Annotated in this window: 17 protein-coding genes; 7 read left to right on the top strand and 10 right to left on the bottom strand. The window is 54.1% G+C overall.

What is annotated here, in order from left to right; translation table 11 throughout:
* Nucleotides 1–7: 7 nt before the first annotated feature.
* Genes OGX81_RS17530 through mhbT form a run of 3 tightly spaced genes read right to left on the bottom strand, consistent with a single transcriptional unit; the run spans nucleotide 8 to nucleotide 3,132 of the window.
* Complete coding sequence (locus tag OGX81_RS17530) at nucleotides 8–709, bottom strand: fumarylacetoacetate hydrolase family protein (protein ID WP_058669417.1); 702 nt, start codon at nucleotides 707–709, stop codon at nucleotides 8–10.
* Nucleotides 710–724: 15 nt separating this feature from the next.
* Entirely contained in the window at nucleotides 725–1,762 is a 1,038-nt protein-coding gene (gtdA, locus tag OGX81_RS17525) for a gentisate 1,2-dioxygenase (RefSeq protein WP_012131629.1), read from the bottom strand.
* 11 nt (nucleotides 1,763–1,773) lie between these two features.
* Nucleotides 1,774–3,132 (bottom strand): 3-hydroxybenzoate transporter MhbT, encoded by a 1,359-nt coding sequence (gene mhbT, locus OGX81_RS17520; RefSeq protein WP_047462511.1) that lies wholly within the window; start codon nucleotides 3,130–3,132, stop codon nucleotides 1,774–1,776.
* A gap of 126 nt (nucleotides 3,133–3,258) precedes the next feature.
* Between mhbT and OGX81_RS17515 the strand changes: the two genes are divergently transcribed.
* The 6 genes from OGX81_RS17515 (at nucleotide 3,259) to OGX81_RS17490 (ending at nucleotide 7,529) form a co-directional block, all read left to right on the top strand.
* Nucleotides 3,259–4,167, top strand: coding sequence for a LysR substrate-binding domain-containing protein (locus OGX81_RS17515; RefSeq protein WP_024130178.1), 909 nt, complete (start codon nucleotides 3,259–3,261; stop codon nucleotides 4,165–4,167).
* A 129-nt stretch (nucleotides 4,168–4,296) separates the two neighbouring features.
* Complete coding sequence (locus tag OGX81_RS17510; RefSeq protein ID WP_012131626.1) at nucleotides 4,297–4,695, top strand: CidA/LrgA family protein; 399 nt, start codon at nucleotides 4,297–4,299, stop codon at nucleotides 4,693–4,695.
* A complete protein-coding gene (locus OGX81_RS17505; protein ID WP_012131625.1) occupies nucleotides 4,692–5,387 on the top strand; it encodes a CidB/LrgB family autolysis modulator in 696 nt (231 codons plus the stop codon). Before OGX81_RS17510 ends, OGX81_RS17505 begins: the two co-directional genes overlap by 4 nt.
* Nucleotides 5,388–5,516: 129 nt before the next feature.
* Complete coding sequence (gene cdd, locus OGX81_RS17500) at nucleotides 5,517–6,401, top strand: cytidine deaminase (protein WP_104868449.1); 885 nt, start codon at nucleotides 5,517–5,519, stop codon at nucleotides 6,399–6,401.
* A gap of 166 nt (nucleotides 6,402–6,567) precedes the next feature.
* On the top strand, nucleotides 6,568–7,287 hold the full coding sequence (gene sanA, locus OGX81_RS17495) for an outer membrane permeability protein SanA (protein WP_012131623.1): 720 nt from the start codon (nucleotides 6,568–6,570) through the stop codon (nucleotides 7,285–7,287).
* 2 nt (nucleotides 7,288–7,289) lie between these two features.
* Nucleotides 7,290–7,529: a DUF2542 family protein gene (locus OGX81_RS17490; RefSeq protein WP_012131622.1), complete on the top strand. Its 240-nt coding sequence runs from the start codon at nucleotides 7,290–7,292 to the stop codon at nucleotides 7,527–7,529.
* 59 nt (nucleotides 7,530–7,588) lie between these two features.
* Here the strand turns inward: OGX81_RS17490 and mglC are convergent, their stop codons facing one another.
* The 6 genes from mglC to folE all read right to left on the bottom strand — a co-directional run bounded on the left by mglC (nucleotide 7,589) and on the right by folE (nucleotide 14,525).
* Nucleotides 7,589–8,599, bottom strand: a complete 1,011-nt coding sequence (mglC, locus tag OGX81_RS17485; protein ID WP_012131621.1) for a galactose/methyl galactoside ABC transporter permease MglC — start codon at nucleotides 8,597–8,599, stop codon at nucleotides 7,589–7,591.
* A gap of 15 nt (nucleotides 8,600–8,614) precedes the next feature.
* Entirely contained in the window at nucleotides 8,615–10,135 is a 1,521-nt protein-coding gene (gene mglA / locus OGX81_RS17480; protein WP_047462502.1) for a galactose/methyl galactoside ABC transporter ATP-binding protein MglA, read from the bottom strand.
* A 78-nt stretch (nucleotides 10,136–10,213) separates the two neighbouring features.
* Nucleotides 10,214–11,212 carry a galactose/glucose ABC transporter substrate-binding protein MglB gene (mglB, locus tag OGX81_RS17475; RefSeq protein WP_012131619.1) on the bottom strand — a complete coding sequence of 333 codons (999 nt, stop codon included), beginning with the start codon at nucleotides 11,210–11,212 and terminating at the stop codon, nucleotides 10,214–10,216.
* 279 nt (nucleotides 11,213–11,491) lie between these two features.
* Nucleotides 11,492–12,532, bottom strand: a complete 1,041-nt coding sequence (gene galS, locus OGX81_RS17470) for an HTH-type transcriptional regulator GalS (RefSeq protein ID WP_012131618.1) — start codon at nucleotides 12,530–12,532, stop codon at nucleotides 11,492–11,494.
* Between the two features lie 152 nt (nucleotides 12,533–12,684).
* On the bottom strand, nucleotides 12,685–13,842 hold the full coding sequence (yeiB, locus tag OGX81_RS17465) for a DUF418 domain-containing protein YeiB (RefSeq protein WP_104868448.1): 1,158 nt from the start codon (nucleotides 13,840–13,842) through the stop codon (nucleotides 12,685–12,687).
* Between the two features lie 14 nt (nucleotides 13,843–13,856).
* Nucleotides 13,857–14,525: a GTP cyclohydrolase I FolE gene (gene folE / locus OGX81_RS17460; protein ID WP_012131616.1), complete on the bottom strand. Its 669-nt coding sequence runs from the start codon at nucleotides 14,523–14,525 to the stop codon at nucleotides 13,857–13,859.
* A gap of 337 nt (nucleotides 14,526–14,862) precedes the next feature.
* Between folE and fghA the strand changes: the two genes are divergently transcribed.
* A complete protein-coding gene (gene fghA, locus OGX81_RS17455) occupies nucleotides 14,863–15,699 on the top strand; it encodes an S-formylglutathione hydrolase (protein WP_104868447.1) in 837 nt (278 codons plus the stop codon).
* Here the strand turns inward: fghA and OGX81_RS17450 are convergent, their stop codons facing one another.
* A complete protein-coding gene (locus OGX81_RS17450) occupies nucleotides 15,700–16,077 on the bottom strand; it encodes a helix-turn-helix transcriptional regulator (protein WP_104868446.1) in 378 nt (125 codons plus the stop codon).
* Nucleotides 16,078–16,081: the final 4 nt, after the last annotated feature.

The raw sequence follows: 16,081 nt of genomic DNA, 5'->3' as shown, positions 1-16,081 counted from the left end.
ATTCACCTCAGACAATCTTCACGGCGATCGGCGTTAACCCTTCCACATTGCCGGTAATCACATCCCCTTTCACCACTGCCCCAACCCCTTCCGGCGTGCCGGTGAAAATCAGGTCGCCCGGTTGCAGTTCAAAAAAGCCGGACAGGTAGCTGATGGTTTCATTGACGGACCAGATCAGATGGCGAATATCGCTGCGCTGATGATCTTCCCCGTTTACCTGTAACCAAATCGGCGCGTTGTTGACGTCTGCCACATCGGTTGCTTTATGCAGCGGCGCAATCGGCGCGGACAAATCAAACGCTTTGCCGATTTCCCACGGGCGCCCCATCTGGCGCATTTCCATCTGGCGGTCGCGGCGGGTCATATCCAGCCCGGTGGCATAGCCCCAGACATACTCATGCGCCTGCTCAAGCGGAATATCGCTGCCCTGCTTGCCTATCGCCACCACCAGTTCAATTTCATAGTGATAGTTATCGGTCTGCGACGGATAGGCCAGCGCCAGCGTTTCGCCAGCCGCAACCGGTACGATCGCATCGGCCGGTTTGCAGAAGAAGAACGGCGGCTCACGATCGGGATCGAACCCCATCTCACGGGCATGGGCGGCGTAGTTACGGCCAACGCAGTAGACGCGGCGAACCGGGAATTGCTCATCGCTGCCAACAACCGGCACCGCGACTGGCGCCTGAGGTTCGAATACATATTTGCTCATCTTTTCTCTCCCAATTTAATAACGCGCTTCGCGGAACAAGCCGAGGGCTTCCTGAACCGGTTTGTCCGAAAAACTGAATAAAACGGTATCTTCCGTGGTCTGGAACGACACCCCGTGCCATGTCGGCACCACAAAGATATCTTTCGCCGTGAAGTGGAACGTCTCATTGCCAATGGTGACCTGCCCGGAACCTTCCACAACGTGATAAATGGTGCTGTCGGTCGTGCGCGCCACGCGCGACGCAAACCCTTTCGGCAACAGTTGCAAAAACGCGCCCATCGAAGGCATCGGATAGCCCCCGGTGACCGGGTTGACATAGCGCATCTTGTAGCCATCCCACTCGTCAGGTTCCCCCATCCGGGTCAGGTCATGCAGCGCTTCACGGCTACGGTCGTAGCGGTAGTTGAAAATCGGCGAGGAATTGCCGACCTGGTGGCGTAGCGGCAGCATGTTGGCGGCGTAGCGCGGCAGGTAATCGCCTTCTTTGCGCGTCACCGGCTGCTGTTCTTCCGGGTAATCTTCTGCAAACCCGCAGCCCAGCGTATTCACCAGCGGCAGATCCAGACCGTCCAGCCATACCACCGGCTCGTCGCCAGGGTTGCCGTGATCGTGCCAGCGCCACTGCGGCGTCAGAATAAAGTCGCCCGGGTGCATCTGCGTCCGCTCGCCGTCAACGGCGGTGAACGCGCCTTGCCCTTCCACAATAAAACGCAGCGCCGACTGGTTGTGGCGATGACTCGGCGCCACCTCGCCCGGTAAAATCAATTGCAGCCCTGCGTACAGCGTCGCGGTAATTGACGACTGTCCGCGCAGCGCCGGGTTTTCCAGCACCAGTACCCGGCGGACAGCCTCTTTCGCGCCAATCAGGTTGCCGCTTTCCAGCAACAGCGGGCGGATCTCCTGATAGTTCCAGTACGCAGGCGCGCAATTGGCGTTCGGCGTTTGCGGCACCAGGTGGTGCAGCGACTCCCAGAGCGGCGTCAGGTTTTGCCCGGAAATGTGCTGATAAAACTGCTGACGGTTGTGTTTAACATCCTGATTCACTTCAGACATGGAGGTTCTCCTTATTCGTTCACGACGCCTGCCCGGGGCAGCACGTCAGGTTCAGAGGCTGAGTGGCGGACAACCGCCGTCAACATGGCGAGCATCGCCGCGCTAATGGCAGCCGGAATCGCGATGACGAAAAACAGCGTATCGAAAGAGAAATTCATCGCCATCATCATGCCGCCGGAGAGCGAACCGACAATGGCGCCACAGCGCCCGACGGCATTGGACCAGCTCACGCCGGTTGCACGGCTTTGAGTCGGGTACAGCGTCGCAGTTAAGGCATTCAACCCCACCTGCGATCCGCTGATGCCAATGCCCGTACCAAAAATCGCCAGCGCCATCAGCCACAGTCCGTTTTCGCTCAGGCCAATCATCACGATGCAGACCGCGCCCAGCGCGTAGCTCACGGCCAGCACCCGGAACGGATTGTGCTTGTCCATCAGTACACCGAGTAACAGCGCGCCGAGCGTACCGCCGACCTGGAATGCGGCAGTGACCCAGGAGGCATGCTGCAAATCGATTCCCCGGTGGTTCAGGAGCGTCGGCATCCAGCTGGAGAGCAGGTAGATAATGAGCAGGCTCATGAAGAACACGACCCATAACATCAGGGTAATGGGAAGCTGACGCCCGACAAAAAGCTGGCGGATACTGCCTTTTGAAATGGCGGCGGCTTCATGAAGATAGAAATGCGTATTGTCGTAGCGTTCGCCGGTGATGGCGCTAACCGTTCTGGCAATCGCCGCCTGCGGGCGCTGACGACGCACCTGCCAGCGTGGTGACTCGGGCAGAACAAACAGCAAGGCGAAGAACAGCATTAAGGGCAATACGCCACCGAGCACCAGAATGCCGTGCCAGCCAATCAGCGGCACCAGTTGCGCGCTGACGATGCCGCCCATCGCCGAACCGAGGGTAAACCCGCAGAACATCAGCGTTACCAGCGCGCCGCGACGGCGGGCGGGAAGGTATTCCGACGTCATCGTGATGGTATTCGGCATCGCGCCGCCCAGCCCCAGCCCGGTTAAAAAGCGCAGTACCACCAGCGTTTGCAAATCCGGCGAGAAGGCGGAAAGCAGGCTCAAGGCGCCAAACAGCGCCACGCACAGTTCAATCACCCGTTTACGGCCAAAACGGTCTGACAGCGGGCCGCACAATAGCGCCCCTGCCGTCAGCCCCAGCAGACCCGCGCCGAACAGCGGAGCCAGATCGCTGGCGCTCAATTGCCAGTGCGTACGGATATCCGGCGCAATAAAGCCAATTGCGGCCGTATCAAAACCGTCGAGCATTACCACCAGAAAGCAGCAGATGATAACGCGCCACTGCATTTTGCCGACGGGGGCGGCGTCAATCAGTGCTTGTAGATCACGTCGTTGAGTCATAGTGAATGCCTCGGTGCAGGTAAGGTAGATGTCATTTTTGTTTTTTGTATGTTGCAAGTTTGTAATCATGGCGATGAAATGTACAATGGCATTTCGGGCAGAGGCATAACCTGGGGGTTATATCAAATGGCGAATTGGGCGCAAAAATTGAAGCTGCACCACCTGCAAATGCTGGTCGCGCTGGGGGAACAAGGGAATCTGACCCACGTTGCGCGAATGATGAACATCACCCAGCCCGCGCTGTCGAAGTGGCTGTCACAGCTTGAAGATGAGATCGGAATCACGCTTTTTGAACGCCACAGCAAGGGGTTACGCCCTTCAGAAGGGGGCAAGCTGTTGCTCCAGCATGCGCAGCGGCTCATCAACGATATGGAACGTTCGCAGTATGAGATCGCGCGCTTTAAGCAAGGTGGGCTGGTGGGAAGCCTGAAAATCGGCTGTTCACCGGTCGCGACAGACTGCGTGTCGCAGGCGATCCTCTGCCTGCTCAATGAGATGCCGACGCTGCACCTGAATATTGAAGAAAAAGTCATGACCCCGCTTTTACACGATCTGCTCGCCGGGTCGCTGGACGTGGTGGTAGGCCGCGTAGGCGGTCGGGCACTCCAGCTGCCGTTAAACTATCAGGTGCTCTACACCGAACCGGTCTGCTTTGTCGCCCGCCCCCATCATCCTCTGGCCTCACACGCCACGCTTTCCTGGAACGACCTCGCCCACTGGCGCTGGATTGTCTGGCCGACCGGTACGCCAATTCGCATCAGCATTGATAACGCCCTGGTGGACAACGGCGTGATGCTGCCGGAAAACACCATCGAATCCGCCTCGATGAACGTCAGCACCAATTTGCTGCAAAGCAGCGATATGATCTCTATTCTTTCTCTACGCCTGGCGCAACGCTATGCCAGCCAGGGCCAGTTGGCTATCTTAAACCTGCCGAAAATAGAACAGAAAGGAAGCGTGGGCATGTTCTGGCGCAAGAACGAGACCCCTTCTCTCGCGTTGAGTCGTTTTCTGCATTTTCTGGCGCAGGTTTAGCGCGGGCAACGGGGCGTTGCCCGATGTTCCCGTTGTCTATTTCCACTATGCTCAGAATTCATGATGTGATCGGTAGCACGTTTTAAAGTTTAATTGTATGATGAATCTGTTTCATCAAGGGCTTTTACCATGAGTAAATCACTGAATATCATCTGGCAGTATTTACGCGCATTTGTACTGATATATGCCTGTTTGTATGCGGGTATTTTCATTGCATCGCTGCTTCCTATTACGATTCCCGGCAGCATCATCGGCATGTTGATTCTGTTTGTTTTACTGGCGCTACAAATTCTGCCAGCGAAGTGGGTAAACCCGGGATGCTATGTCCTGATCCGTTACATGGCGCTGCTGTTTGTGCCGATTGGCGTCGGCGTCATGCAGTACTTCGATTTGCTGCGCGCGCAGTTTGGCCCGGTGGTGGTCTCCTGTGCGATCAGTACGCTGGTTGTTTTCCTGGTCGTGAGCTGGAGTTCGCATATCGTACACGGTGAACGAAAAGTGTTAGGGCAGAAAGGATCGAAAAAATGATGTCGTATATCTGGTGGTCGTTACCCCTGACGCTGGCGGTCTTTTTCGCCGCCCGCAAACTGGCTGCGCGCTTTAAGATGCCGTTGCTTAACCCGTTGCTGGTTGCCATGGTGGTCATCATCCCGTTTCTGATGCTGACCGGCATTCCTTACGATCACTATTTTAAAGGCAGCGAGGTGCTCAACGACCTGCTGCAACCCGCCGTCGTGGCGCTGGCGTACCCTTTATATGAACAACTGCACCAGATCCGCGCCCGCTGGAAATCCATCATCACGATCTGCTTCGTCGGCAGCGTGGTCGCCATGGTGACCGGAACCACTGTCGCCTTACTGATGGGCGCCACGCCGGAAATCGCCGCATCGGTATTACCGAAATCGGTCACAACCCCAATCGCAATGGCGGTGGGCGGCAGCATCGGCGGCATTCCCGCCATTAGCGCCGTCTGCGTTATTTTCGTCGGGATACTGGGCGCCGTATTTGGTCATACCCTGCTCAACCTCATGCGTATCCGTACCAAAGCCGCACGCGGTCTGGCAATGGGAACCGCCTCGCACGCCCTGGGCACTGCACGCTGCGCCGAGCTGGATTACCAGGAAGGGGCGTTCAGTTCGCTGGCGCTGGTGATCTGCGGGATCATCACCTCGCTGCTGGCGCCGTTTCTCTTCCCGATTATTCTGGCGGTAGCGGGTTAAAATTTGCGATGCGTCGCGCATTTTTAATTTAAGTTTCACAAGTTGCAATAACAATGAGATTTGGATCACATATAAAGCCGTAACAGCTCCGTAAACTACGATTCCATTACATTGTTATGAGGCAACGCCATGCATCCACGTTTTCAAACTGCTTTTGGCCAACTTGCGGATAATCTGCAATCAGCGCTGGCGCCGATTCTGGCAGATGAGCATTTTCCCGCCATGCTGACTGCGGAGCAGGTCTCGACGCTTAAGCGTGAATCGGGGCTGGACGAAGACGCGCTGGCTTTCGCGCTCCTGCCGCTGGCTGCCGCCTGCGCACGCACCGACCTTTCCCACTTTAACGTTGGCGCTATCGCGCGCGGCATCAGTGGGGCCTGGTATTTCGGTGGGAATATGGAGTTCCTGGGCGCGACGATGCAGCAAACCGTTCATGCCGAGCAAAGCGCGATCGGCCATGCCTGGCTGCGCGGTGAAAAAGGGCTCGCCGCCATCACGGTTAACTACACCCCTTGCGGTCATTGCCGTCAGTTTATGAACGAACTGAACAGCGGCCTGGATCTGCGTATCCACCTGCCGGGGCGCGTACCGCATACCTTACGCGACTATCTGCCTGATGCTTTCGGCCCGAAAGACCTGGAGATCAAAACGCTGCTGATGGACGAGCAGGATCACGGTTTCGCGCTGGAGGGCGACGCGCTGACTCAGGCAGCGATTGCCGCCGCCAATAAATGTCATATGCCTTACAGCCACTCCCCAAGCGGCGTAGCGCTGGAATGCAAAGACGGGCGTATTTTCACCGGCAGCTATGCCGAGAACGCCGCCTTTAACCCTACGCTGCCGCCTTTGCAGGGCGCACTGAATCTGCTGAACCTGAACGGGTATGACTATCCAGATATTCAGCGCGCAATTCTGGCGGAGAAAGCCGACGCGCCGTTAATCCAGTGGGACGCCACCGCCGCCACGCTGAAAGCGTTAGGCTGCAATAATATCGACCGCGTACTGCTGGGTTAAGCCCTGGAACACGCAATGTGCGTAGGCCCGATAAGCACAGCGCCATCGGGCAACATGCAAATGGCAAGAATGTCTAAAATCCCCCCAATCAGACTGCTGTTTCTTGCGCTTCGACAGCGGGTACAGTAGCCTGATTGAAATTTCATCCCTTTATCGAGTTCTCTGCATGTTAAAGCGCGTGTTTTACAGCCTGTTAGTCCTGATCGGCTTGCTGCTGTTGACTGTGCTTGGTCTCGACAGATGGATGAGCTGGAAAACCGCGCCCTATATTTACGACGAATTACAGGATCTCCCCTACCGCCAGGTGGGAGTGGTATTAGGCACCGCAAAATACTATCGCACCGGCGTCATTAATCAGTATTACCGCTACCGCATTCAGGGCGCGTTAAACGCCTACAACAGCGGCAAGGTCAATTATCTGCTGCTCAGCGGCGATAACGCGCTGCAAAGCTATAACGAACCGATGACGATGCGTAAGGATCTGATCGCCGGGGGCGTTGATCCTGCCGACATCGTGCTCGATTATGCCGGTTTTCGCACGCTGGACTCCATTGTGCGCACGCGCAAAGTGTTTGATACCAACGACTTCATCATCATTACCCAGCGTTTCCACTGTGAACGCGCGCTGTTTATTGCGCTGCATATGGGAATTCAGGCTCAGTGCTATGCGGTGCCGTCGCCAAAAGATATGTTAACGGTACGCGTACGTGAATTTGGCGCCCGATTCGGCGCGCTGGCAGACCTCTATATTTTCAAACGGGAACCTCGCTTCTTAGGCCCGTTAGTTCCCATTCCAACAATGCATCAGGTGCCGGATGACGCCCAGGGCTACCCAGCAGTAACGCCTGAGCAATTGCTGGAACTGCAAAAGAAACAAGGAAAATAAGCGTGGAAGGGAAAACGATCTTTGTGGTCATCGCCGTCCTGATGGTGATGCTGTTTAGCTTACGGGAAGCCTACAAAGGCTGGCGCTCTGGCGCCGTGGATAAAATCGTCAGGAACGCCCGCGAACCCGTATACGCCTACCGTGCAGAAACCCCTCTCCTTTACTGGAGCTACATCGGGTTATATCTGTGCATGTCGGTTTGTACGCTCGCCGCAGGCATTTATTTTCTGTTCTTTAGATAACGCGCAGAAATAAAAAAGCCCGAAACAGTTGCCTGCTTCGGGCTTTTTCATGCCGGTAATTACTTCTTACGGGCGTATTTCAGCGAGTCCAGCGCCACCGCGAAGATAATGATGCCGCCTTTAATGATGTACTGCCAGTAAGGGTTCACGCCGATATAGGTCAGGCCGTAGTTGATGACGGTAAAGATAATCACACCGGTCACAACGCCGAATACCGTCCCGACGCCGCCGCTAAACGACACGCCGCCGACCACGCAGGCCGCAATCGCATCCAGCTCATACATAAAGCCGAGGTTGTTGGTCGCAGAACCGATACGCCCCGCTTCCAGCAAACCGCCGAATGCGTAGAACACACCGGACAACGCATAGATCATCAGCAGGTTCAGCCCCACGTTAACGCCGGACACTTTTGCCGCTTCCGGGTTGCCGCCGATAGCGAAAATGTTCTTACCGAAACGGGTTTTATTCCACAGGATCCAGACGAACGCCACCGCAATCAGCGCATAGAAGGTAATGTAGGAGAGCCGGAAACTGCCCAGCGCAATAAAGCCCTGCGCAAACGTCGAGAACCCGCTATCAAACCCCGAAATCGGCGACGCCCCGACGAAGTCGTAATACAGGGAGTTGATGCCATAAACGATAATCATCGTGCCCAGGGTCGTGATGAACGGCGTCACATTAAGGTACGCAATGATAATGCCGTTAAGCAGACCAATGACGGCCCCAATTGCGCAGACAATCAGGATCACCAGCGGAATCGGCATGGTGGCCATTTCCGGGAAGACCTTATTGGCGTTTTCCACGGACTGCAACAGCGTTGCGGCGACCACGGCCGCCAGGCCAACCTGACGTCCCGCAGACAGGTCAGTCCCCTGGGTGACAATCAACCCTGCCACACCCAGCGCGATGATAATACGCACGGAGGACTGCGTCAGAATGTTACTTAAGTTCAGCAGACTTAAAAATGTAGGGTCCTGGAAAATAATAATGGCCAGCAAGACTAAAAGAACAACGTAAATTCCGCCTTCTTTCAGATAAGTAAGAAAACTTTTCTTATTTAACGCACTCATGAGGAGCCCCTGATCTTAAAGGTGCAAAGACGCAAGACGCAGAATTTCGTTTTGCGTTGTTGTTTTTGTGTCAACAATCCCGGCAACAAGGCCATTGCTCATTACCAGAATACGATCTGTAATCCCTAACAATTCCGGCATTTCGGAAGAAATGATAATAATCCCCTTCTCTTTTTTCGCCAGTTCCGCAATCAGTTGATAGATTTCAAATTTCGCGCCGACATCAATACCGCGCGTTGGCTCATCCAGCATTAATATTTCTGGCTGCGTTAACAGCCACCGGCCAATAATGACCTTCTGCTGGTTGCCCCCCGAAAGAGAGCCAATTTGCGTGCGATGACCTGGCGTTTTCACGCGCATTGAGTCAATAACCCACTGGGTATCGCTCTTCATGCGGGAATTATCCAGCAAACCGACTTTATTTCTGTAATTGCGGATGTTGGAAATTAAAGAGTTAAAACCAATATCCAGATACGCGTAGATCCCGGTTGAACGACGTTCTTCCGTTACCAGCGCGAAACCGTGATTAATGGCTTCGTTCGCGTTGTGGTTATTAATCTTTTTGCCGTGCAGCGTAATCGTACCCGATGATTTTTCCCGGATACCAAAAAGCGTTTCAACAATATCGGTACGCTTTGCCCCTACCAGACCCGCAATCCCGAGAATTTCCCCTTTATGCAGATCAAAAGAGACATCGCGGATCGACGGCTGGCGCAGAGACGTCAGGTTACGCACTTCCAGAATGACCTCTCCCGGCTTGTTTTGCTTGTCCGGGAAACGCTGGTTCAGGGAACGACCCACCATCATGGCGATGATCTTGTCCATATCCAGCCCTTCCAGCGGCTGCGTCGCAATCCACTGGCCGTCGCGCAAAACGGTGACTTCATCGCACAGCTGGAAAATCTCTTCCATTTTATGCGAGATATACACAATACCGCAGCCGCGCTCCTTCAGTTTGCGAATAATAGTGAACAGATGGTTAACCTCTTTTTCCGTTAATGAAGAGGTCGGCTCATCCATGATCACAATTTTGGCATTGTAGGAAAACGCCTTCGCAATTTCGATCATCTGCATTTGTGAAACAGATAATGTCCCGACACGCGCACGCGGATCGATATCAATATCCAGTTCATCAAATATCGCTTTGGTATCCCGGTACATTTTATCCTGATCGACAAACATACCTTTGGTTGGGTAACGCCCTAACCACATGTTATCCATGACGGAGCGCTGTAACACCAAGTTTAGCTCCTGGTGAACCATCGAAATACCATTCTCCAGAGCTTCTTTGGCAGAATGAAAATCGATCTCTTTCCCCTGAAATAAAATGCTACCGGAATCTTTTTGATAGATCCCAAAAAGGCATTTTAATAATGTTGATTTTCCTGCGCCATTCTCCCCCATTAAGGCGTGAATCGAGTGCGGGCGGACTTTTAAATTAACATTGTCAAGTGCCTTTACGCCGGGAAAAGACTTGTTGATGCCGCTCATTTCCAACAAGTATTCACCTGACGACGGAGTAGTAGTGCTGACCATAATTATACCTTGTTGGCCTCGCAGAGTGCGTTAATAAAGGGCGCAATGTTATTGCGCCCAAAGAAAACGATATACGAATTACTTGTTGGTAAACTCAGCCAGATTGTCTTTATCAACACCTACGTACGGAACGCGAACAATTTTGTTCTCGATTTTCCAGTCGGTGCCGTCAGCCGCGCCTTTACCATCGGCCAGGTTTTTCGCCAGATCAAAGGTGGCTTTCGCCTGGTTGTTGGCATCGTTCAGCACGGTACCTGCCAGCGCGCCGGATTTCACCAGCGCCAGCGCTTCAGGTAACGCATCCACGCCGAATACCGGAACGCTGGTTTTATTGTGCGCTTTCAGCGCTTCTACCGCGCCCATCGCCATTGCGTCGTTATTCGCGATAACCACTTCAATTTTGTTGGCGTTCGGGCCGGACAGCCATGCGTCCATCTTGTCTTTCGCCATTGCGGTATCCCACATTGCGGTATCCATTTGCAGCTGCTCGGTTTTGATGCCTTTGTCGTTCAGCTCTTTGATAACATAGGTGGTACGCGCTTCAGCATCCGGGTGGCCCGGCTCGCCTTTCAGCAGTACGAACTGGATTTGGCCATCTTTGTTCAGATCCCAACCCTGGTTAGCCTGCCAGTGTTTAGCGATCAGATCGCCCTGGATGATACCGGATTCTTTGGAGTCAGTGCCGACGTAATAGGCTTTGTCATAGCTATCCAGCGCTTTGCGGGAAGGTTCTTTGTTGAAGAACACAATCGGGACATTCTGACCACGCGCTTTCTCAATTACCGTACCTGCCGCAGCCGGGTCAACCAGGTTGATCGCCAGCGCTTTTACCCCTTTTGCCAACAGCACGTCGATCTGGTCGTTTTGCTTGGACTGATCGTTCTGCGAGTCATTCATCAGCAACTGCACATCAGGCGCCGCCTGGGCGTCTCTTTCGATAGCTTTACGCACGACGGACATAAAGTTATCGTCATATTTATAAATCGTCACACCAATGCGAGTATCAGCAGCGTGCGCAGCCGCGCCAAATAACATGCTTGCCATCACAGCAGACAGAGTTAACGCCTTCTTATTCATGGTATCTCCGGTTTTATTATGCAGGGTAGTACTTGAGAAAAATGCTCGGCAGGGCAGAACGTTAATGAAGTGTTACTGAACGCCGAAGCTCACTGTTAAAAAATCTTTCTTCCGTGCCCGGTAACGCTCCAAAAATATGCTTTAATTGCTGTTTAATGCCCTGACGATGCGTTAAAAGTGATTATTCACCGTTACATAGTATTTACAGTGCTTCAAACGGTGCCATCATAGCTATCGTATTGTTAAGATACTGTGAATTTACTCACATATTGAAAGCGGTTACATCCCCTGACGTTGCTGGTTAGTGATCGGGGCCGCATTCTGTCTTAGCGCAACCGAATGACGACGCACCAGCGTTGGCATAAAACAGTGCGTCGCCGTTGAATCCAGCGTGCCGGCCGCGCCCTGCAACGCCAGTTCCGTTGCCATTTTCGCCATCGAAGCAATGGGATAACGCACCGTGGTCAGCTGCGGGTCGGTGTAACGGGCAATAGGAATATCATCAAAACCGATGATGGAAAGATGTAACGGGATGGCAATACCATTGTCTTTTAACGCCGTGAGCGCGCCAGCGGCCATGCTGTCGTTATAGGCGAATACGGCGGTCAGTTGCAGGTTTCGCCCCAACAGTTCCACCATCGCCGCTTCACCGCCCTGCATGTCCGGGGAACCCGTGCCAATCCAGCTTTCTGGCGGTGTAATCCCCTGCTCCTGCAACGCGCTCAGCCACCCTTCTTTACGCATCGTGTCATCTTCAATGCGGTGGCTGGAAGCCAGATAACCAATCCGTTGATGACCATTATTGAGCAGCATGCGGGTCGCCATTTTTGCGCCGCTGATATTGTCCAGGCACACGCAACGGTGGGCATAACCCGGCACAATACGATTGATCAGCACCATGCCTGGGATCTGGTCCATAAACGCTCCCAGCTCCTGGTCACTTAACGCTTTCGAGTGAACAATCAATGCGTTACAGCGCTGGCGAATCAGAACCTCGATGGCATGACGCTCTTTTTCAGCCTCATGATAACTGTTGCCGATCAGCACATATTTGTTGTGTTGTTGGGCAACCACATCCACCGCTTTGACCAGTGCGCCAAAAAACGCATCTGACACGTCCATCACCACCACGCCGATGGTGTCGCTTATCTGCGTCGCCAGCGCTTGCGCATTAGCATTAGGGCGGTAACCCAGCAGCGTGACCGCCTTCATTACCGCTTCGCGCGTATCGGGACTGACCAGCGCACTGTTATTCAGCACGCGAGAAACGGTCGCTACGGAAACGCCAGCCTGACGTGCCACATCACGAATGGTTACCATATTCACTACCCTGTTTGAGATTGCCGTTGCTCACAGACACCCTGTGTTTAGCAGGTGGGTATTTTGTCAGCGCTTCGTTCAGGACTACGTGAGTAAGGTCACAGGGCTGGAAACGGTTACATGCGTTTTGTTAATGAATGTGATCCAGATCGTTATCTGGATGTTCCCGATAATGACGTCCCGGACGCACGGAGGGTTAATTGCCGCCAGAGCCATTCCACCGGCCCTTGCCGATAGAAACGCAGCCAAATCCAGGAGAAAAGCAGGTTCGCCAGCCAGACAGGAATGACGAATATCAGCAGCGTCAGTCGGTCGAATTTCATAAATAAACCGAACTGGTAGAACAGCGTGGTGCAGATCAGCGTCTGCAACAGATAGTTGCTCAACGCCATCCGCCCTACGCAGGCAATGGCAATGACCAGTTTAAAACGGCTGAGCTGCGGCCAGAATCCCAGCATCAACGCGGTGTAACCTATAGTCTGAAACGGCGCGCTCAATTCACGCGGCGCCTGTAGCAGAAAAGCGCACCAGCGATACGCCCAGTCCAGCCGCCACTGTACAATAATGGCCGGAAGGTTAATCAGCACGCCGACGACGACAAGCAATACGCCCGTACGCCGGTAGTGTTGCAGACTGTACTGGCCCTTCAGCCAGCCGCTGCGCATCAGCGCCGCGCCCAGCAGCATCATTCCCGCCAGTTGCCAGCCATACTGCGCCCCCAGCGCCAGCAGACTGTTCGACAGCAGATCGACCCGGTTGCTGACCGCCTCCATGCCGCCGTTAATCTTCCAGTATTTTTCATACAACAAGGCAGAGGCATCCGGCGTCCAGGCGCGGCTGGTTTCACTCGCCGAGATGAACCCTAACAGCAGCAACACGCCAATCCCCGCCAGATAGAGCAAAATACCGGTATTAAATAAACTTTTTACCGACGGCGCGTCGCGCACCAGTCGCCAGCAAATCAGGCCGACAAGGCCATACGCCAGCAGAATGTCGCCATCCCAGAACAGCAAACCGTGGATAAAGCCCAGCAGGACGAGCAGCGTCAGACGCGACTGAATCCAGCGTTTGCCGCGCGGCAGCAGCATTTGCAGACCCGCGCCGAATAACAGCGCAAAAAGCGTAAGGAATTTTACCTGCGCGAACAGGTCGAGGATCGCCCACGTCCATGCGTCAGACGCGGTGATCTTGCCATACCAGGCGGGATTAAGGTAAGCCGCCTTTGGCAAGCCAAAGGCGCTGATATTAAGAAGCAGGATACCGAGGATGGCGACGCCACGAATAAAATCCAGCGTGACATTACGCTCCATACTCCCTGCCCTGATCAGTTATGGTGACGCACGGCGCGCAGGAACTCCTGGCGCGTGTTCTGGCTGGATTTAAACAATCCGCCGAGGGAAGTCGTGGTGGTGGCGCTGGTCGCATCTCGAATGCCGCGCGCTTTCACGCAGTAATGCACAGCGTCGATTGAGACTGCGACGTTATTGGTGCCAAGCAGCGTTTGCAGCGCGGTCAGAATCTGTTGGGTCAGACGCTCCTGAACCTGCGGGCGCTGCGCAAAGAACTGCACAATACGGTTAATCTTCGACAGGCCAATCACCGAATCTTTCGGGATATAGGCCACCGTCGCTTTCCCGTCGATCGTGACGAAATGGTGTTCGCAGGTGCTGGTAAGCGTGATATCGCGCACCGTCACCATTTCATCCACTTTCATCTTGTTTTCAATCACGGTGATCTTCGGGAAATTGGCGTAATCAAGGCCGGAGAAAATCTCATCGACATACATTTTAGCGATGCGATGCGGCGTTTCCATCAGACTGTCATCGCTCAAGTCGAGATTCAGCAACTGCATAATCTCGGTCATATGCCCCGAAATAAGACGTTTGCGCGTTTCGTTATCCATCTCATGCACGGGCGGGCGCAGCGGCGTTTCCAGACCACGCGCAACCAGCGCTTCATGAACCAGGGCCGCTTCTTTACTGAGTGATGACATTTATTCTTCTCCTGCAGGTGTGGCGCCTCTGCCCTGCGTGGGGCAAAGTTTTTAGGCTGTTGGCAGCCCGTTTATTGTGCGTGAGGCGGCGCACATAATCCAGTATTCACAACGATAATTATTGAAATCGCCGCTGCCTTTCATGTCCCGGATTCCCCACGGCGGTTCCGCGCGCTAAATCTGACGAGCCATGACGCCAAGTGTTAATGTAAAGTTGTGTAGATGATGAAGCATGTTAGATAAATGCGGAAGTGAAAGTTACTCACAGCGCAATGAATAATCTGTATTATGGGGAAATTGCACGACTCATTCAGGTTCAACACAAAAGGAGCCACGCATGGATATGCTCGAAGAGCACCGTTGTTTTGAAGGCTGGCAGCAACGCTGGCGACACGACTCCACCACGCTGAATTGCGCCATGACATTCAGCATCTTTCTCCCGCCGCCCCGCAGTACAACGCCACCTCCGGTGCTGTACTGGCTGTCAGGGTTAACCTGTAATGATGAGAACTTCACCACCAAAGCCGGTGCGCAACGCATTGCCGCCGAACTGGGCATTGTGCTGGTGATGCCGGACACCAGTCCGCGCGGCGAACAGGTCGCCGATGACGAAGGTTATGATTTAGGTAAAGGCGCGGGATTCTATCTCAACGCGACGCAGCAGCCCTGGGCCACGCATTTCCGCATGTACGACTACCTGCGCGATGAACTCCCGGCGCTGATCCAGTCGCAGTTTAACGTGGGTGAACGTTGCGCGATCAGCGGACATTCAATGGGCGGACACGGCGCATTGATCATGGCGCTGAAGAATCCGGGGAAATACACCAGCGTTTCCGCCTTTGCGCCCATCGTGAATCCGTGCCGCGTACCGTGGGGAGAAAAAGCGTTTACGGCCTATCTGGGGGAAGAGAGATCGGCCTGGGTTGAATGGGACAGTTGCGCGCTGATGCTCGCCAGCCAGCCGGAACACGCCATTCCAACGCTGATTGATCAAGGCGATAACGATCAGTTCCTCGCCGATCAGCTACAACCGGCGGTACTGGCCGAAGCCGCGCGCCAGAAGGACTGGCCGATGACGTTACGTATTCAACCGGGCTACGACCACAGTTATTACTTTATCGCCTCGTTTATTGAGGATCATCTGCGCTTCCATGCACAGCATCTGCTGAGCTGATCACCAGTAAACGGCTTTTTCCAGCGCCGCAATATCGTTATTGTCATCGGCTTGCGGCGCAGACGATTTCCGGTTTAAATCAGCAACCTGCTGGCGAATCTGAAGTCGCCCGACACTCTCGCTCTCGCTAAAATTGCGCATTTCTGATTCAAACAAAATCGCATCCAGATTGTGCAGTTTATCAAGCGCGCGCAGGAGAGAAATCAGCGTATCGAGGTTCAGGCCAGCGCCTTTCTCAATACGCTTGATCGTCGCGATGCCTACCTGCGCGCGATCGGCAAGCTGCTGTTGCGTCATAGACAGGGAAATCCGCGTTTCCTTGATACGCGCGCAGAGCGACCAGACGATCTCGTCATTATTCATTGTTTGGTATTTCAATGTA

Origin of the sequence: Citrobacter sp. CK206 (genome assembly GCF_030333125.1) — a bacterium.
GTDB classification, from domain to species: Bacteria; Pseudomonadota; Gammaproteobacteria; order Enterobacterales; family Enterobacteriaceae; genus Citrobacter_B; species Citrobacter_B koseri.
The sequence above is the reverse complement of the archived record's forward strand: the minus strand, read 5'-3'. Positions and strand labels throughout refer to the sequence as shown.